Raw genomic sequence first — 16,572 nt, 5'->3', positions numbered from 1 at the left:
GCTGCGGGTCAGCAGCACGGCCACCAGCAGGGCGACCAACCCCACGGTGGCCACCACGCTGATGCTTTTTCAAGAACCCCCGCGGCGTATCTGTGTTCCAGGATTTTCTAGAAAATCTGACGCCATCAATGTGACGTTTCGACGGCTGATTTGTATAAGTTTGCGTCGCTGCAAGCGCAAGACTTTCAGCAAGGATTTTGTCCAGTCGTGTTAATTGATGAGACCGATGACCACCCGCCACGTGCCTTCCTGTGGGAAAGTGTCGTCCGCCTGTTTAGGCAAAACCATACAAGCAGGGCAGAACGTTTTGGCTACATCAGGCGTTCTATCTTGTTCCGCAGCACACCCAAGCCCATAGGAGACGCAAAAAATGGCCAAGGCCGCCGATGTCGTTGTGCAGTGCCTGGAAAACGAAGGAGTCGAATATGTGTTCGGCATTCCCGGTGAGGAGAACCTCGACCTTCTGGAATCGTTGCGCAAGTCGCAGATCAAGCTGGTACTGACCCGTCACGAACAATCCGCCGGTTTCATGGCTGCCACCTACGGTCGTCTGACCGGCAAGACCGGCGTCAGCCTGTCCACGCTGGGCCCGGGCGCAACCAACCTGGTAACCGCCGGCGCCTACGCCTTCCTGGGCGGCATGCCGATGCTGATGATCACCGGGCAGAAGCCGATCAAGAAATCCAAGCAGGGCCGCTTCCAGATTCTCGATGTGGTCGGCATGATGCAGCCGCTGACCAAATACACCCACCAGCTGGCGTCGGCCGACAACATTCCGTCCCGCGTGCGCGAAGCGTTCCGCCTGGCCGAAGAAGAAAAGCCGGGCGCCGTGCATCTGGAACTGCCGGAAGACATCGCCGCCGAGCAGACTGACAGCCTGCCGATCACCCCGAGCCTGAGCCGCCGCCCGCTGGCCGAGCACAAAGCGATCCAGGCCGCCGTCGACAAGATCAGCAACGCCCGCAGCCCGATCCTGGTGATCGGTGCCGGCGCCAACCGCAAGATGACCGCCAAGGTCCTCAAGCAGCTGATCGACAAGACCGGTATTCCGTTCGTGACCACGCAGATGGGCAAGGGTGTGGTGGACGAACGTCACTCGCGCTTCCTGGGCAACGCCGCGCTGTCGGCCGGCGATTTCGTGCATCGCGCCGTGGAAGCAGCCGACCTGATCGTCAATATCGGCCACGACGTGATCGAAAAGCCGCCTTTCTTCATGGTGCGCGGCGGCACTGAAGTCATCCACATCAACTTCCGCTCCGCCGAAGTCGATCCGGTGTACTTCCCGCAGGTCGAAGTGATCGGCGACATCGCCAACGCGGTCTGGCAGATCGGCGAAGCACTGACCGAAAACCCGCCGCACTGGGATTTCACCCGTCTGCTCACCATCCGTGAAGCCAACGAAGCGCAGATCATCGAAGGCGCCGACGACAACCGTTTCCCGGTCTACCCGCAGCGGCTGGTCGCCGATGTCCGTCGCGCCTTGCCATCCGAAGGCATCGTCGCCCTGGACAACGGCATCTACAAGCTGTGGTTCGCCCGCAACTACAAGGCCCACAAGCCCAACACCGTGCTGCTGGACAACGCGCTGGCGACCATGGGCGCGGGCCTGCCGTCGGCCATGGCGGCGCACCTGGTCTACCCGGATCGCCCAGTCATCGCGGTGTGCGGTGACGGCGGCTTCATGATGAACAGCCAGGAACTGGAAACTGCGGTTCGCCTGAAGATGAACCTGACCGTGGTGATTCTGCGTGACGACGGCTACGGCATGATTCGCTGGAAACAGTCGAACATGGGCTTCACCGATTACGGCCTGGATTACGGCAACCCGGACTTCGTGCAATACGCCCAGAGCTACGGTGCCCATGGGCATCGTGTGGAAAGCGCCGAAGAGTTCCTGCCACTGCTGGAGCGGTGCCAGAGCACGCCGGGCGTGCACGTTATCGACTGCCCGGTCGATTACTCGGAGAACGACTTCATTCTCAATGTGGACCTGAAAAGAAGAAGCTCGCTGGCCTGACCGGGGCCGGTGCAGCGTGCCGGCCGCATGGCCTGCGGGCAGCACGCTCGGGTTTCAGACGATGCTGTCTACCACACCACCGTCGACGCGCAATGCGGCGCCGGTGGTGGCCGATGCCTGCTGCGAACTGACGTACAGGATCATGTTGGCCACTTCCTCGACACTGGCAGCACGGCGAATGATCGACGAGCTGCGGTGGGTGTTGACGAAGTCGGCGGCCACTTCTTCAAGGCTCTGTCCGGTGCGCTCCACATCCGGTTGAAGCATCTCGGCGACGCCTTCCGATAACGTCGGGCCGGGCAATACCGCATTGACCGTGACCCCGGTTCCCGCCAGGCGCTTGGCCAGACCACGGGAGACCGACAGCTGCGCGGTCTTGGTGAAACCGTAGTGGATCATGTCGGCGGGAATGTTCAGCGCCGATTCCGACGACACAAACACGATACGCCCCCAACCGCGCTCAACCATCCCCGGTGCGTACAGCCTGGACAGCCGCACCCCGGACATCACGTTGGTATCGAAGAACCGCTGCCATTCGCTGTCCGGCGTTTCGAAGAAGTCCTGCGGCTGGTAGACGCCGAGGTTGTGAATGACGATGTCGAACTCGGGGTGCTCGGCGAACAGCCGATTGCATTCCGGTTCGCTGGCCAGGTCACCGACGAAGCCGGTGGCGCCGCAGGCCAGCGGCCCCAGTTTCCCCAGGGCCTTGTCGATGCCGGCCTGGCTGCGGCCGTTGATCACGACCTGCGCGCCGGCCTCAAGGAAACCTTTCACAGCGGCGAAGCCTATGCCATTGGTGGAACCGGTGACCAGCACCCGACGACCGTTGAAATCGATGTTCAAGATAAGCACTCCCGATGGTGGTTGATCACTCATCGTGGACTATTTTCGCGCTGTCGATAACCCGCAATACCCGCCGTCGGGCGGTCGGCGGCTACAGCTTCATGCCCACGGCCAGGCGGTTGAAGGCGTTCATCAAGGCGACCACAAAAGTCAGGTCGGAGATCTCGGCATCGGTGAAGTGCGCTTTCAGCGGCTCATAAAGCTCGTCGGTCGCACCCTGGGCGGAAACGTGGGTCAGGGTTTCGGCCCAGGCCAACGCAGCTTTTTCCCGTGGGCTGAACAGCTCGCTGATCCGCCACCCGGCCAGACAGTCGAGTCTGGCCTGGGAAATTCCAGCCTCACGCAATGCCTGCGCGTGCATGCCCAGGCAGTAGGCGCAGCCGTTGATTTGCGAGGTTCGCAGATAGATGAGTTCCACCAGCTCGACGCCCAGCGCGCTGTCGCTGAGTGCGGCGCTGGTGGCAAGCAGTCCTTGGTAGGCGGCCGGAGAAAGTTTGGCGAACGGAAGACGTAACTGACTCATGATCGAACTCCTGATGATAGACGGCGGTTGAGGGGTTGAGGGGTTGAGGGGTTGAAACAATTCAGGTCCGGGACCATTCGGCAAATGGGGCGTGGCGACCCAGTTCCCGACGCGCCTGGGTGTAGGCGGCGGCAACGGCGTCCTGACCTTGCACCAGACCTTGCAGGTAAACGAAATGGGTGTCGCCCAAGCCGATGGTCTGCAGGACGTGGCTCAGATAGTCGGTCAGGAAATCCGGCTGGCGGGCGTTCGGCCCGCGATGAAAACCGCCGGAACTGACCACCACGTAGACCGGGCGGGTTGCCAGCAGGCCGACCTTCCCGGTGGGGCGCGCGTCGAACGTGCGACCGATGCGCACTACGTTGTCGATCCACAGTTTCAACGCTGCGGGCACGGTGAAGTTGTGCATGGGCGTGGCGATCACCAGCGCAGCGCTGTTTTCGAGTTCCCTGACCAGTTGCTCCGACTGGCTGAACACCGCGTCGTGCGCAGGTGTCGGCCGGGTCAGTGCGGTAGCGTAATCCGCCGTCAAGGGCAGCAGCGGCGCGGCGATCAGATCGCGCTGACTGACGCGGGCCTGCGGGTGGTGTCGTGACAGGTGGCTGACCATTTCCCGCGCCAGGCGCAGCCCGACCGAGGTGTCGCGGGGGCTGGCATTGAGCAGCAATAATTCATGCATGGGGCGTCTCCGGCGTGGCGTCGAGCAACTGGACGAAATGCATGCCTCGGGCGAGCAGCCCTTCGCGAAAGTAAAAGCGTTGAGCCAGACTCATGTGCGATCCGGTGTCCAGCACCAGATGGGCGCAGCCCCGGCCCCTCGCGTGCTCACGGGCAGCGTCGAGCAACGTGGCGCCCAGACCGTGGTGGCGCTGCGGTTCGTCGACAATCAGATCGTCCACATAGATGAAGCGTCCGTAGATCAGGTTTTCCATTTCACGAAAGCCGATCAGGCCCAAGACCTGTCCGGCCTCCACCGCGCCGAGCAGTCGATAGCCGTGTTCGGCTTGCCGGGCCAGCTGCCGGGCGTAAGCCGACGGGTCGGTCAGATGCGGACGCAGCTGGCGCATCAATCTGAAACTGGCCAGTTGGTCCTGTGGCTGCTCGATGTAGCGAAGGGTCATGGGCGTTGGCATGGCTGGATCTCTGTGTCGAACCGTAGCCATACAATAGATCGCCGATGGCCTATGCTATAGGGCCAAAAACGGCATAAACGGCTAGGACATGAAAATCGATAGCGTCGCCGCCAGCTCCGCTTTGCAGCTGCCGGTGTACCGCCAGATCTATCAACGTTACAGGGACTCGATTGCGGCCGGCCACCTGCTGCCGGGCGACCGGGTGGCGTCGGTGCGCGCCTTGGCGGCGGAACTGAATCTGGCGCGAGGTACCGTAGAAGCGGCTTATCAGATGTTGATCGCCGAGGGTTATCTGCTGCCGCGCGGGCCTGCGGGCACGGTGGTGTCGCCGCATCTGAGCGCGCTGCCGTCCGCTGGGGAACCGCCTGCCGCTGCGCCGCCGCTTGAGCCGCTGCTGCATAACGGCGAGCGGCCGTTGCCGTTGCAGATGGGCCTGCCAGCGCTGGATGCATTTCCGCGCAAGGCCTGGACCCGCCTGGCGGGGCGGGCATTGCGGGAAAGTGGCCTGGACGGCCTCGTTTATCCGGATGCTCGCGGTCATGGGGCTTTGCGCAGTGCGATTGCCGGGTATCTGGGCGTGTCGCGTGGCATTGCCTGTTCGGCCAGTCAGGTATTCATCTGCGCCGGCTATCAAGCGTGCCTGGATCTGATCTGCCGCAGTTTGATGCGCCAGGGCGATGAATGCTGGTTTGAAGACCCCGGCTACTTTCAGGCGCGACGTTTTCTACACAGCGCCGGTGCGCGGTTGGTGCCGGTGCCGGTGGATGCCCATGGACTGGATGTCGACCAAGGCCTGGAACGGGCGCCACAGGCACGCTTTGCAGTGGTCACGCCGACGCATCAGTCGCCGCTGGGCGTGACGTTGTCGCTGCCCAGGCGCCAGCAGCTGCTCAGGTGGGCCGCGCAACAGCAAAGCTGGATCATCGAGGACGACTATGACAGCGAATACCGCTATCACGGACGACCGATTCCCGCGCTCAAGAGCCTGGATAACCATGGCCGCGTGTTGTACACCGGCACCTTCAGCAAGGTGCTGACGCCCGGCATCCGGCTGGCGTATCTGGTGGTGCCGCAAGAACTGGTCGGGCTGTTCACGCGCATGATCGACACTGCCCAGAACCACTGTCCGCAGCTGTGGCAGGCGACGGCAGCGACGTTCATCGACACCGGCCACTTCGCCAAACACCTGCGCAAGATGCGCGTGCTCTACGCTCAGCGGCGCGCCTGGCTGGTCGAGGCACTGCACGCAACGCTCGCAGGGCAGTTGCAGGTCGATATCCAGGCAGGCGGCATGCATGTCGTGGGGCGTCTGGCGGAAGGAATCGATGACCGGCAGGTGGCGTACAGCGCTCGACTCATCGGGCTGGCCGTACAACCGTTGTCGGCCTGGTACCTGGCGGCGCCACCGCAACGGGCGTTATTGATGGGGTTTACCAATGTGAGGGACGCCAGCGAGGCGCAGCATCTGGCACAGCGGCTAGGGGAAATCTGTCGTGATCGTCATGTTTTCCCAGCCGCTTTCGCCAGCCAGCCCGCTCCTGCAGGACGGAGCTAGCGCTGTAAGGGTGAGAGCCCGCCTGGCTGCAAAGGGGGGAGTGGATCGGTCAACGCTTATGCAGGGCGTCTTCCTTGTGCATCGCCAGGTGACCGGTCTTGTCGCTCTTGACCTCGTACTGCGGCTGATCCTTGGAGGCGGGGCGGTGTTTGCCCATGAACTCCACGTCCTTGGTATGCACTTTGGTCACCTTGCCGTGAATTTCGCCGGCCTCGGAATTCCAGCGCACGGTGTCGCCGGTCTTGAACTTCGTGGTCATGACAATCTCCTGCGCAATCGCGATCAGTCTGTGAGGAGCGGTTTCAGATATCCATCACCATCTCATGCCACGCCATGCCGCCGTGGTCGGACGCGGACGGTTTGACGTAACGGTAGCCCATGCGGCTATACAGCTCGACATGGCGGTCCTTGCACATCAAATGGATGGTTTTTTTGCCCGAACGTGCCATTTGTTCGACGAAGGTGCGCATCAGCAGGGTGGAATAGCCCTTTCCCTGGTGCGCAGGATCGACCACCACCGACATGATCACCACATTCGGCGCGTCGGGATCGTGGCCGATCAGCTCCTTGAAGGCTTCGTCCGACATCACCACGTCATGGGCGCAGCCGCCGTTGATGAAGCCGACGGTTTCGCCGTCCAGCTCCATGATCAGAAAACCTTGCGGGTACTGCGCGATGCGGGTCGCGATCTTCTGTTCAGTGGCGGCTTCGTCGCCTTCGTAGGCGCTGATCTCGATCTGATAGCAGCGTGCGGTGTCAGCCGGTGTGGCGTTGCGGAAATGCGGTTGATTCATTGGCCTTCCATCTTCTGAGTGGAGTACAGCGTGGCAGTCAGACAACTGGAACCGACGTCGCCCGTGAAGGGGCCGTTACCGCCACATAGATGTTCCGGCTCCGGCCTCTGCGCGGATACGTCCGCTCTTGCAGCTGTTTCAAAGCCCTAGCTGCGAAAGCCCTGGATGATCATCCGGGCGGCGGCCCAGCGGCCAGTGGAACTTGCGCTCCGATTCCCTGATCGGCAGGTCATTGATGCAGGCGTAACGCGAGGCCATCAACCCGTCTTCAGCAAATTCCCAGTTCTCGTTGCCGTAGGATCGGAACCAGTTGCCCGAGTCATCGTGCCATTCGTAGGCGTAGCGCACGGCAATACGGTTGTCGGTGAAGGCCCACAGTTCCTTGATCAGCCGGTAATCAAGTTCCTTTTTCCATTTGCGGTCCAGGAATGCCTGGGCTTGTTCCCGACCGTGCACGAACTCGGCGCGGTTGCGCCATTGGGTGTCCGGCGTGTAGGCAAGCGCAACTTTTTCCGGGTTGCGACTGTTCCAGCCGTCTTCGGCGAGCCGGACTTTTTCGATGGCCGATTCCGCAGTGAAGGGCGGCAGGGGTGGGCGAGTTGCAGTGATGGACGACATACGGGTGTCTCCGGACGAGAGGGCTTCTGGCCCCCGTTAGTAGAATATTCCTCATGCCCGCGTCAAGCCGAAGCGGTCGTAAAGTCATGGCAGGCCGACATTGGCGCAGGTAGACTGCCGCGCTTGCCCGGCCGGCCACGCGCCGGAGTCCCGTTTTTGAGGTGATGCACGTTGTCCGCAGCCACTGCGAGGTTTGCCGCCGGTTCGGTGAAGCGTCACGTTCTGGTGATGACCAGCACCAGTGCCGTGAGCCTGTTTGCCGTGTTCCTGGTCGATATCCTGACGCTTGTCTACGTGTCCATGCTTCATCAGCCGTTGCTGATCGCCGCCGTGGGCATTGCCAAGGTGTTGATCTTTGCCAATACCGCGCTGGTGTCGGGGCTGATCATCGCGGCCACTTCGGTGCTCTCGACGCGAATCGGCCGGCAGGGCGCGTCCGATCTGGGCGGCCAGACGTTCAGCCTGTTGCTGCTGATCACCGCAATCTCCAGCGTGACCACCGCCCTGCAACTGATGTTCGTGGAGCCGCTGATGCAGCTGGTCGGTGCCGATCCGGTCATGTGTCTGGCGGCGCGCGATTTCATCCTGCTGGCGCTGCCGGCCACCATTCTTCAGGCCGTCGTGCAGATGTCGGTGCAGATCCTGCGCGCCGCCGGCCATGGCGCCCGGGCTCTATGGGTGGTGCTGTGTGGCGCCGCGACCCTGGCCATCGCCGACCCGCTGCTGATCTTCGTGCTCGACCTCCAACTGTTGGGGGCGGGCCTGGCCTACGCGTTGTCGGCCATTGTCTCCACCGCGCTGGGCGTGTACTGGGTGCGCCGCCATGTCGGGCTGTCGTGGCGCATCGACCTTACTGAGCTGCGCAGCCATGTGGCGCAGACCTTGCGCATCGGGCTGCCCGCCGTGGTGGGAAACGTGGCGACGCCGGTCGCCATCGCTTATCTGGTGTCCACCGTTGCGTCCTTCGGCGTGGACGCGCTGGCGGGCATGACGGTGACGGATCGGCTCACGCAGTTTGCCTACTGTGTGTTCTTCGCCATTCCGGGCGCGCTGGCACCGGTTCTGGGCCAGAATGTCGGTGCCGGCCTGCCGCAACGCGCGCTTGAGGCCGTGAGGTTCGCGCGCAGGCTGCTGGTGGGCTACGGTCTGGTGGTGGGCTGCCTGATGTGGCTGTTGCGGGGCGCCATCGCCGATTTCTACCAGCTTTCGGGGCAGGGCCGCGCCCTGTTCGAGGCGTTCTGTGTGTATGGTGGCCTGTTATGGGCGGTGATCAGTCTGGACTTCATCGCGTTGTCGGTCTTCCTGACCATGGGCCGCCCCTGGCTGGTCGCGCTATTTGCCTGGTTGCGGGTCACCGTCGGAACCTTTCCTTTCGTGTGGGCAGGTGCTCACTGGTTCGGCAGCGGCGGCGCGCTGCTGGGCATGCTGACCGGCAACGCGCTGATTGCGATTGCCTCGACCACTGCCGCATCCTTGGCGGCGCGGCGCTTTTTCGAGCGCGGGCCAGGCCTTGCAAGGCTCGGGTAACTTGAACCAAAGCGTGATTGGATGATTTATGCCTGTTGATGGACCAGAACACGAACACGACACACCGCCCTCGAAGCGGCGCAAGGCGCCCAAGGGCGAGATGCGCAGAACCGCTCTGCTGGATGCGGCCACCCAGGTGTTTGCCCGGGACGGCTATTCCAGTGCGTCAATGCGCGATGTTGCCCAAATTGCCGGAATCACGACCGTCGGCTTGCTGCACCACTTTCCCAACAAGGTCGCGCTGCTGACTGCGTTGCTGGAAAGGCGGGATCAGAAGGTGGTGTCGCGGTTTCAGGATATGGAGATGGAGCTGACCCTGGACGGGTTCATACGCTTCTTGAGGCTGAGCATGAGCTTCAGTGTCGAGGACGCTGACGAGTGTCAGGCCTCCATGGTGATGAATACCGAAAGCCTGTCCAAGTCCCATCCGGCGTGGCAGTGGTACAAGGAACGCTTCGAGATGACCCATCAGCATGCCCGTGGGCACCTGACTTCGTTGATCGAGCAGGGGCAGATTCGCGCCGATGTCGACGTGAAGGCCCTGGCCCAGGAGATTTTCTCGGTGATGGACGGCTTGCAGATCCAGTGGTTGCGAAGTCCCAAAAGCGTGAATGTGAAGCAGGTGTTCGATATTTACCTGCAACGCCTGGCCAACGACCTGCAAGTCAGACAGGCTCATCCCTGAGCCTGTCTTCACGGTTTTAGTACGCCTGCGAATCGCTGACCTGCACGGCCTTGCGCACCGGTACCGGCAGCGGGTTGCTGCCGCTGGTGGTCAGTTTTTCGGGGTACAGGGTAACCAGCGTGCGATCCAGCGGCAGGGTCTCGGAATCCGGCCCTACCAGAATCCGGAACTTGCCCGCATCGACGTCCCAGCTTGCGGTGTTGTCGGTGTAGTAAGCCAGCGAGCGCGAGTCCACCGGGATGGTGACGGTCTTGCTTTCGCCCGGCTTGAGGTAAACCTTGGTGAAGCCCTTGAGTTCTTTCTCCGGGCGATCAACCAGCGGCTTGATCGGACGCACGTACAGCTGCGCCACTTCGTAGCCCGCCTTGTCACCGGTGTTGGTGATCTTGAACGAGGCCGTGACGGTGGTGCCCGGCGTCATCACGTTGGTCGACAGCTTCAGGTCGCTGTAGTCGAACGTGGTGTACGACAGGCCGTAACCGAACGGGTACAGCGGCTTGGCGTGTTTCTTGTCATAACCGCGGTAGCCCAGGTAGATCCCTTCGCTGTAGGTCATCTCGGTCAACGCGTTGTCGCCGATGTACAGCGACGGATCGTTGTACGACGCGTAGGTCGGGTTCTGTTCCAGCTTTTTGTCGAGGGTGATCGGCAGTTTGCCCGAGGGGTTGACCTTGCCGAACAGGATCTCGGCGATGGCCTGGCCGCCTTGCTGGCCCGGGAACCAGGCGTGCAGGCTGGCGCCGACCTTGTCGGCCCATGGCTGCATGTTCAGGCCGCCGCCGCTGTGCATGATGACCACGGTGTTGGGGTTGGCCTTGGTGGCCCAGGTGATCTGTTCGGCCTGGTATTCAGGCAGGTCGTTGCTGCGATCACTCGCTTCGCCTTCATATTCGGCGGTCATGCCCGTCGCCATGACCACGGCGTCGTACTTGGACAGATCCTTTGGCGGACGCAGCGAAGCCCAGCTCATCTGCACGCCCGTCAGGCCGCCCAGGGTCGGAATGAACGTGCCTTCCAGGCGACGGTATTCCAGCTTGACGCTGTACTCCTTGCCTGCTTGCAGCCGAGCGGTCTTGCCGGAGTGAGCGACCGCCTTGACCAGATCGGTGGACGGCGACTTGCCGTCGCTCTCGAGCACCAGTTCGTCATTGACCCACAGCTTGTAAGCGCCGTCCGCGCGAATCTTGAAGATCTGCTCGCCGCTGATGGTCGGCTTGATGGTGGAGGTGAAGCGCGCCGAGAAAGCGCCAGCTGTTGGGCTGAAGCCCGAAACGGTGGTGGTGCCGCCGTCGGTGATGTTGTTATTGGCGCTCCAGCTGAGGTTCACGCCGGGCTCGACCCGAGTCAGGGTCGCAGAGCCGGCCAGTTCGGTGTTGGAGAAATACTCGGCCTTCACACCGCTGTTGCGAATGCCGTTCTGACCGCTTGAAGGCTGGTACCAGACCGAGGTCCTGGGGTTGAGCGACATCTCTTTGATGAACTCGACATTGCTGCTCGACGACGCCAGTTGCTGCAGGCCACTCAGCTCGGTGACATAGGTGGTCGGTTCCGAGCTGGCGGTGCCGAACGGCGAGGCCGGCACGTCATACGCCAGGTTGCCGATGACCGCAATCTTCGCGTCCTTCGCCAACGGCAGCAGTGGCTTGCCGCTGCTGGTCTTTTCGTTGCGCAGCAGCACGGTGGATTCACGCGCCATGTTCAACGAGGCACGCTGGCCGTACTCCGGATGATCCAGGGTCTGAGCCTTGTTGATGCTCTTGTCGAAACCGTAGCTGACCAGGCCGCGCAGGTTGCGCTTGACCTTGTCGTCGATCACGTTCTGGGTCAGTTGGCCGCTCCACAGGTAAGGCAGCAGCTTGGCCTCGGTGAATTGCAGGCCCGACGGCATGTCGATGTCGGTGCCGGCCCAGGCGCCCTTGAAGGCGTCGGTGACCGAGTTGAAGTCACTGATCACGAAGCCCTGAAAGCCCCATTCACCCTTGAGGATGTCGGTCAGCAGGTGATGGTTCTCACAAGCGTAATCGCCGTTGATCTTGTTGTAGCCGCACATGATCGAGGCGATGTTGCCGTTCTTGACCAGGGATTCAAAGCCCGGCAGATACAGCTCGCGCAGGGCGCGCTGATCGACGATCACGTTGAGGTAATGACGGTTGGCTTCTTGCTCGTTGGCGACGAAATGCTTGCTGCCGGCCTGAATGCCCTGGGCCTGGATGCCGTTGGCAATGGCAGGGCCGAGCACCGCACCGAGGAACGGGTCTTCGCCGCTGACGTGCTCGGCGCTACGGCCATTGAGCGGTGTGCGGTACATGTTCATGCCCGGAGACAGCATCTGCTGGCCGCCGGAAATGCGCGTTTCATAACCGATCGCCAGACCGAATTCCTTGGCGCGGTTGATGCTCCAGGTCGCAGCCAGCGCGGATTGCGCCGGGTACTGGGCGCCGAAGGTGGCGTTGTTGACGTGTACGCCCATCGAGGAGTCGTAGGCAACGGTGCCTTCCATGCCCCATTTGGCCAGGCGTGGAATCATGCGGCCGTCGTCGACGCGGGTGAAATTGATCTTTTCGGAGACGTTCATGTTGTCCAGTACCGCGCTGACGCGGGCTTCGACTTCATTACCGCTCACCGGTCCCGCCGCCAGAACCAGGCTGGCCTGGGAAACGCTGAGAGCCAGCAGGCTCAGTCCCAATGTGTGCTTGAGAGCGCTCATGGTTGCTGCTCCTGGTTCTGGTTCTGGGTCTCGGCCTGGTCCGGGGCATCGTCGATTGCCACCGGCGCGTCGAGCAATGCGGAGGAGGTTTTCGCCGCCGGCAATTCAACCTTATCCGCGCCGGTGATCTGCTCGCGCTTGGCGTCGATCTGGGTGCGTACTTGCTGGCTGGTGGCAGCCTGAGCAGAAGTTGAATCCGCAGCCATCACTGAAAAAGTGCTGGCGCAAAGAACTATCGCGCTGAAAACGGACAGCATGGGTCTAGTCATCGATCAATTCTCGATAAGGGGGTATTTGGAATAGGCACGGCGGATCAGGTGCAGGGACGTAATCTGGCCGAACACTAAGTGTGACCAAGGCATATGAAAGTTCAAAGCTTTAAAAAATATTTTTTGAAAATCGCTAAATGACGGCGGCGTCGGACAGATCTGCTTATCTGGATGCCTGGCAACCCCTACACGTATTGTCCAAATATGGCAAAGTGCGATAGTTAATAGCGTAAAAATAACAATATAAGCAATATATCGTCGATATAGCGAGGATATCGTGCTGACTTTACCCATCCTAAAAACCTAGTTGCAATTAGGTTTTAGCTTCTGGTAAGCTTGCCTCCTGCTTGATTCATGTCATATCCATAGTTCGTTTAGTTGCCGGGAAAACAATGGCAGAAGTCTAACTTCTGTAGCGCGAAAGCGTGCACGGTGAATAAGCGGATTTGAAACTGGAGTGGCGGCATCGGGTTGTCTCTGTACTCTTTAATAGCTCGCGCTGTACGCAGGGCTACAACTTCTCAGAAGTCATCATGTATGTCGTTATATACCGGCGTGGATATACCGACGGCCACTGCCTTGTGCGAGCGGTTGTCGGAAGTGGCGGGGTTGAAAGCTTCCGATATAGGCCGTGCCCGCAAGCTGTGCCTGGCCGAAACCGGCAGCGATGATGACCTGATCGCGATGCTGCTGCGCCTGGGTGCCGTGCGGGACGAGGAAGTCGCCAACGCCTGCGCATTTCTGCTCGGCGCACCGCGCCTGGACCTGGAAAACTGCGCCGAGCCTGTGGCGCTGGGCGGCGAGCGCTTTGCCCGGCACTACGGCGTGATCGGCCTCGATGACAACAGCGGCGCCATGGCCGTGGCATTCAACGCGCCGGTATCCGCCGACGCCGTGGAAGCGGTGCGCTATTTCTGCGAGCGTCAGGTCTCGCTGATGATCGGCACGTCCGCCGATGTGAACACCCTCATCGAACGTGTCTACGGTCAGGGCCGCAGTGAGATGGGCGCGCTGATCGAGTCGCTGGACGACGACAGCGGCTCGGATGACGACATCGAGCACCTGAAGGATCTCGCTTCCGAAGCGCCGGTCATTCGCCTGGTCAACCTGATCCTGCAAAAGGCGGTCGAATATCGCGCCTCGGATATCCATGTCGAGCCGTTCGAAAACCAGTTGAACGTGCGCTATCGCATCGACGGTGTGCTGGAGCACGGCGAAGCGCCGCCGGCCGGGTATGCCGCTGCGGTCATCTCTCGACTCAAGATCATGGCGCGCCTGGACATCGCCGAACGCCGCTTGCCCCAGGACGGCCGGATCATGCTGCGCATCCAGGGCCGCGAGCTGGATCTGCGGGTGTCGACGGTGCCCACCAGTTTTGGCGAGTCGGTGGTGATGCGTCTGCTGGATCGCCAGACCGTCAGCTTCGATTTCCCCAGCCTGGGTATCGACGGTGCGCGCTTGCAGACCTTCCTCGATTTGCTGGAAACACCCCACGGCATTCTGCTGGTGACCGGCCCCACTGGCTCGGGCAAGACCACCACGCTGTATACCGCCTTGTCCCGGCTCAATACCGACGAGCGCAAAATCATTACCGTCGAAGACCCGGTCGAGTATCAGTTGCAGGGCATCAATCAGATTCAGGTCAAGCCCGCCATCGGCCTGGACTTCCCGACCGTGTTGCGCTCCATCGTGCGTCAGGACCCGGACGTGATCATGATCGGCGAGATGCGCGACCTGGAAACCTGCCGCATCGCCATTCAGTCTTCGCTGACCGGCCATTTGGTGCTTTCGACCCTGCACACCAACAGCGCGGCGGCGAGTATCACCCGCTTGCTGGACATGGGCGTCGAAGGCTACCTGATCGCGTCCACCGTCAAGGGCATCCTGGCCCAGCGTCTGGTGCGCAGGCTCGACCCGGCTACACGCATCGCCTTCGATGCGCCGCAAGAGCTGATCCGCCTGCACGGCCTTGAGCAGTACACCGACGAACGCCCGATTCGCTTGTACCGCGCTGATCAGGATGCGGCCGGCGGTGGTTACCACGGGCGTAGCGCGATTACCGAATTGCTGGTGATGAACGAAGAGCTGCGCGGCCTGCTGATGCGCCAGGCCGATGCCGCGACGCTGGAGCAGGCGGCGCGCCGCTGCGGGCTGGTCACGCTTTATGAAGACGGCCTGCGTCAGGCGTTGAGCGGTATCACCTCACTCGACGAGGTGCTGCGCGTCACGCGCGGCGACTGACATGTCCCACTACCACTACCGAGCCCTCGACGCCCAGGGCGTTCAGCATCAGGGTCGCCTCGAGGCGGCTGGTGAACAGGCCGCCGCCCTGCAGTTGCAGCGCCGCGGGCTGGTGGTGCTGCGTTTGCATCAGGCGGCTGAAGGCAGCCTGCGCGGTCGCTCGGCCGCCTTGCTCAACGGCGCGGCGCTGGTCAGTTTCACCCAGCAGCTGGCGACTTTGCTGGGTGCCGGCCAGCCGCTGGAACGCTCGCTGGGGATCTTGCTGAAGCAATCCACCGACAAGCCGCGCCACGCGCTGATCGAGCGCATTCGGGACCAGGTCAAGGCCGGCAAACCGCTGTCCCAGGTGCTTGAAGAGCAGGGCGGACAGTTTTCCACGCTGTACATCAGCCTGGTGCGCGCCGGTGAAGCCGGTGGTGCGCTGGATGAAACCCTGCGCCAGCTCTCGGACTATCTGGAACGCAGCCAGAAGCTGCGCGGCGAGGTGATCAATGCGCTGATCTACCCGGCTTTTCTGGTAGCGGGCGTATTGGGTTCTCTGGGTTTGCTGCTGGCCTACGTGGTGCCGCAGTTCGTGCCGATCTTTCGCGACCTGGGCGTGCCGGTGCCGTGGATCACCGAGGTGATTCTGGCCCTGGGCGAATTCTTGAGTGGCTACGGGCTGGCGCTGCTGGGCGGAATCATCGGCCTGGCCTGGCTGGCCGTGCTGGCCCGGCGTAATCCGCAGCGGCGTCAGCGTCACGACCGGCGTCTGCTGCGCCTGCGTTCGTTCGGGCCGTTGCTGCAAAAGCTGGAGGCGGCGCGGTTGGCGCGAACCCTCGGCACGCTGCTGGGCAACGGCGTTGCGCTGTTGCAGGCGCTGGTCATCGTGCGCCATGTGAGCAGCAACCATGCCATCCGTATTCAGCTCGAGCAGGCCACCGACCGGGTCAAGGGCGGTGGCCGGCTTGCCGAGGCTTTCGGCGACGATCCGCTGTTGCCGGAACTGGCCTTGCAGATGATCGAAGTCGGCGAACAGTCCGGCCAGTTGGGGCAGATGCTGCTCAAGGTCGCCGAGGTGTTCGATGTCGAGGTCAAGCGCGGCATCGACCGCATGCTGGCGGCCCTGGTGCCGATTCTCACCGTGGTGATGGCCGCGCTGGTGGCGGTGATCATGCTCGCCATCATGCTGCCGCTGATGAGCCTGACCAGCAATATCTGAATTTCGAAACGAGGATTTTTTCGCCATGAACATGAGCCGTATCCGCTTCAAACCCGTGCGTCGTCAGGGTGGTTTCACCTTGCTGGAAATGCTCGCGGTAATCGTGCTGCTGGGCATCGTCGCCACTATCGTGGTGCGCCAGGTCGGCGGCAACGTCGACAAGGGCAAGTACGGCGCGGGCAAGGCGCAGCTGGCGAGCCTTGGAATGAAGATCGAAAGTTACGCGCTGGACGTCGGCTCACCGCCCAAGACCTTGCAGCAGCTCGCGGAAAAGCCGGGCAACGTTTCGGGCTGGAGCGGCCCTTACGCCAAGCCGTCGGACCTCAAAGACCCGTTCGGCCATGCGTTCGGCTATCGCTTCCCCGGCCAACACGGCAGTTTCGACCTGATCTTCTACGGCCAGGACGGCCAGCCGGGCGGCGAAGGCTACAGCGCCGACCTGGGCAACTGGGAGTAACC

16 protein-coding genes are annotated in these 16,572 nt (G+C 62.0%); 7 read left to right on the top strand and 9 right to left on the bottom strand.

Annotated features, from left to right (window positions below; all coding sequences use genetic code 11):
• Positions 1 to 370 precede the first annotated feature (370 nt).
• A complete protein-coding gene (locus tag EGJ27_RS03585; RefSeq protein ID WP_125829325.1) occupies positions 371 to 2,017 on the top strand; it encodes an acetolactate synthase large subunit in 1,647 nt (548 codons plus the stop codon).
• 54 nt (positions 2,018 to 2,071) lie between these two features.
• Here EGJ27_RS03585 and EGJ27_RS03580 read toward each other — a convergent pair whose 3' ends face one another.
• From EGJ27_RS03580 to EGJ27_RS03565, 4 genes are all read right to left on the bottom strand, one after another.
• Positions 2,072 to 2,860, bottom strand: coding sequence for an SDR family NAD(P)-dependent oxidoreductase (locus EGJ27_RS03580; RefSeq protein ID WP_125829324.1), 789 nt, complete (start codon positions 2,858 to 2,860; stop codon positions 2,072 to 2,074).
• A 91-nt stretch (positions 2,861 to 2,951) separates the two neighbouring features.
• Positions 2,952 to 3,383 (bottom strand): carboxymuconolactone decarboxylase family protein, encoded by a 432-nt coding sequence (locus EGJ27_RS03575; protein ID WP_125829323.1) that lies wholly within the window; start codon positions 3,381 to 3,383, stop codon positions 2,952 to 2,954.
• 61 nt (positions 3,384 to 3,444) lie between these two features.
• Positions 3,445 to 4,062: an FMN-dependent NADH-azoreductase gene (locus tag EGJ27_RS03570; RefSeq protein WP_125829322.1), complete on the bottom strand. Its 618-nt coding sequence runs from the start codon at positions 4,060 to 4,062 to the stop codon at positions 3,445 to 3,447.
• The gene (locus EGJ27_RS03565; protein WP_125829321.1) at positions 4,055 to 4,516 is read right to left on the bottom strand and encodes a GNAT family N-acetyltransferase; all 462 of its coding nucleotides are present in this window, start codon (positions 4,514 to 4,516) and stop codon (positions 4,055 to 4,057) included. The genes EGJ27_RS03570 and EGJ27_RS03565 overlap by 8 nt, the downstream gene beginning before the upstream one ends.
• Positions 4,517 to 4,604: 88 nt before the next feature.
• Between EGJ27_RS03565 and EGJ27_RS03560 the strand changes: the two genes are divergently transcribed.
• Positions 4,605 to 6,071: a PLP-dependent aminotransferase family protein gene (locus tag EGJ27_RS03560; protein WP_125829320.1), complete on the top strand. Its 1,467-nt coding sequence runs from the start codon at positions 4,605 to 4,607 to the stop codon at positions 6,069 to 6,071.
• A gap of 49 nt (positions 6,072 to 6,120) precedes the next feature.
• Here the strand turns inward: EGJ27_RS03560 and EGJ27_RS03555 are convergent, their stop codons facing one another.
• The 3 genes from EGJ27_RS03555 to EGJ27_RS03545 all read right to left on the bottom strand — a co-directional run bounded on the left by EGJ27_RS03555 (position 6,121) and on the right by EGJ27_RS03545 (position 7,483).
• Positions 6,121 to 6,330 carry a DUF2945 domain-containing protein gene (locus EGJ27_RS03555; RefSeq protein WP_125829319.1) on the bottom strand — a complete coding sequence of 70 codons (210 nt, stop codon included), beginning with the start codon at positions 6,328 to 6,330 and terminating at the stop codon, positions 6,121 to 6,123.
• Between the two features lie 43 nt (positions 6,331 to 6,373).
• On the bottom strand, positions 6,374 to 6,865 hold the full coding sequence (locus EGJ27_RS03550; RefSeq protein WP_125829318.1) for a GNAT family N-acetyltransferase: 492 nt from the start codon (positions 6,863 to 6,865) through the stop codon (positions 6,374 to 6,376).
• Positions 6,866 to 7,003: 138 nt separating this feature from the next.
• Positions 7,004 to 7,483 carry a nuclear transport factor 2 family protein gene (locus EGJ27_RS03545; RefSeq protein WP_125829317.1) on the bottom strand — a complete coding sequence of 160 codons (480 nt, stop codon included), beginning with the start codon at positions 7,481 to 7,483 and terminating at the stop codon, positions 7,004 to 7,006.
• Between the two features lie 171 nt (positions 7,484 to 7,654).
• On the opposite strand from EGJ27_RS03545, the gene EGJ27_RS03540 reads away from it, so the two are divergent.
• Together EGJ27_RS03540 and EGJ27_RS03535 are read left to right on the top strand one after the other, a co-directional pair.
• Positions 7,655 to 9,010, top strand: a complete 1,356-nt coding sequence (locus EGJ27_RS03540; protein WP_125829316.1) for an MATE family efflux transporter — start codon at positions 7,655 to 7,657, stop codon at positions 9,008 to 9,010.
• A gap of 100 nt (positions 9,011 to 9,110) precedes the next feature.
• Complete coding sequence (locus EGJ27_RS03535; RefSeq protein WP_125829315.1) at positions 9,111 to 9,695, top strand: TetR/AcrR family transcriptional regulator; 585 nt, start codon at positions 9,111 to 9,113, stop codon at positions 9,693 to 9,695.
• A 16-nt stretch (positions 9,696 to 9,711) separates the two neighbouring features.
• On the opposite strand, the gene EGJ27_RS03530 is transcribed toward EGJ27_RS03535, so the two are convergent.
• The gene (locus EGJ27_RS03530) at positions 9,712 to 12,402 is read right to left on the bottom strand and encodes a glycoside hydrolase family 3 protein (RefSeq protein ID WP_125829314.1); all 2,691 of its coding nucleotides are present in this window, start codon (positions 12,400 to 12,402) and stop codon (positions 9,712 to 9,714) included.
• Positions 12,399 to 12,608, bottom strand: coding sequence for a hypothetical protein (locus EGJ27_RS03525; protein ID WP_371920825.1), 210 nt, complete (start codon positions 12,606 to 12,608; stop codon positions 12,399 to 12,401). Before EGJ27_RS03525 ends, EGJ27_RS03530 begins: the two co-directional genes overlap by 4 nt.
• Before the next feature lie 600 nt (positions 12,609 to 13,208).
• On the opposite strand from EGJ27_RS03525, the gene EGJ27_RS03520 reads away from it, so the two are divergent.
• Genes EGJ27_RS03520 through gspG form a run of 3 tightly spaced genes read left to right on the top strand, consistent with a single transcriptional unit; the run spans position 13,209 to position 16,570 of the window.
• Entirely contained in the window at positions 13,209 to 14,912 is a 1,704-nt protein-coding gene (locus EGJ27_RS03520; protein WP_125829313.1) for a GspE/PulE family protein, read from the top strand.
• A 1-nt stretch (position 14,913) separates the two neighbouring features.
• Positions 14,914 to 16,113: a type II secretion system inner membrane protein GspF gene (gene gspF / locus EGJ27_RS03515; RefSeq protein WP_125829312.1), complete on the top strand. Its 1,200-nt coding sequence runs from the start codon at positions 14,914 to 14,916 to the stop codon at positions 16,111 to 16,113.
• Positions 16,114 to 16,138: 25 nt separating this feature from the next.
• Positions 16,139 to 16,570, top strand: coding sequence for a type II secretion system major pseudopilin GspG (gene gspG, locus EGJ27_RS03510; protein WP_125829311.1), 432 nt, complete (start codon positions 16,139 to 16,141; stop codon positions 16,568 to 16,570).
• Positions 16,571 to 16,572 lie beyond the last annotated feature (2 nt).

The organism is Pseudomonas sp. v388, assembly GCF_003935425.1.
GTDB lineage: Bacteria > Pseudomonadota > Gammaproteobacteria > Pseudomonadales > Pseudomonadaceae > Aquipseudomonas.
Note: the sequence above shows the minus strand (reverse complement) of the source record. Positions and strands in the feature narration are given on the sequence as shown.

Excerpts from the sequence above, each read along its gene's own strand:
- EGJ27_RS03575 (WP_125829323.1), bottom strand. The coding sequence starts at position 3,383 with ATGAGTCAGTTACGTCTTCCGTTCGCCAAACTTTCTCCGGCCGCCTAC.
- EGJ27_RS03535 (WP_125829315.1), top strand. The coding sequence starts at position 9,111 with ATGCGCAGAACCGCTCTGCTGGATGCGGCCACCCAGGTGTTTGCCCGG.
- EGJ27_RS03530 (WP_125829314.1), bottom strand. The coding sequence starts at position 12,402 with ATGAGCGCTCTCAAGCACACATTGGGACTGAGCCTGCTGGCTCTCAGC.
- EGJ27_RS03545 (WP_125829317.1), bottom strand. The coding sequence starts at position 7,483 with ATGTCGTCCATCACTGCAACTCGCCCACCCCTGCCGCCCTTCACTGCG.
- EGJ27_RS03560 (WP_125829320.1), top strand. The coding sequence starts at position 4,605 with ATGAAAATCGATAGCGTCGCCGCCAGCTCCGCTTTGCAGCTGCCGGTG.
- EGJ27_RS03520 (WP_125829313.1), top strand. The coding sequence starts at position 13,209 with ATGTCGTTATATACCGGCGTGGATATACCGACGGCCACTGCCTTGTGC.
- EGJ27_RS03565 (WP_125829321.1), bottom strand. The coding sequence starts at position 4,516 with ATGCCAACGCCCATGACCCTTCGCTACATCGAGCAGCCACAGGACCAA.
- EGJ27_RS03570 (WP_125829322.1), bottom strand. The coding sequence starts at position 4,062 with ATGCATGAATTATTGCTGCTCAATGCCAGCCCCCGCGACACCTCGGTC.
- gspF (WP_125829312.1), top strand. The coding sequence starts at position 14,914 with ATGTCCCACTACCACTACCGAGCCCTCGACGCCCAGGGCGTTCAGCAT.
- EGJ27_RS03555 (WP_125829319.1), bottom strand. The coding sequence starts at position 6,330 with ATGACCACGAAGTTCAAGACCGGCGACACCGTGCGCTGGAATTCCGAG.
- EGJ27_RS03525 (WP_371920825.1), bottom strand. The coding sequence starts at position 12,608 with ATGGCTGCGGATTCAACTTCTGCTCAGGCTGCCACCAGCCAGCAAGTA.
- gspG (WP_125829311.1), top strand. The coding sequence starts at position 16,139 with ATGAACATGAGCCGTATCCGCTTCAAACCCGTGCGTCGTCAGGGTGGT.
- EGJ27_RS03585 (WP_125829325.1), top strand. The coding sequence starts at position 371 with ATGGCCAAGGCCGCCGATGTCGTTGTGCAGTGCCTGGAAAACGAAGGA.
- EGJ27_RS03550 (WP_125829318.1), bottom strand. The coding sequence starts at position 6,865 with ATGAATCAACCGCATTTCCGCAACGCCACACCGGCTGACACCGCACGC.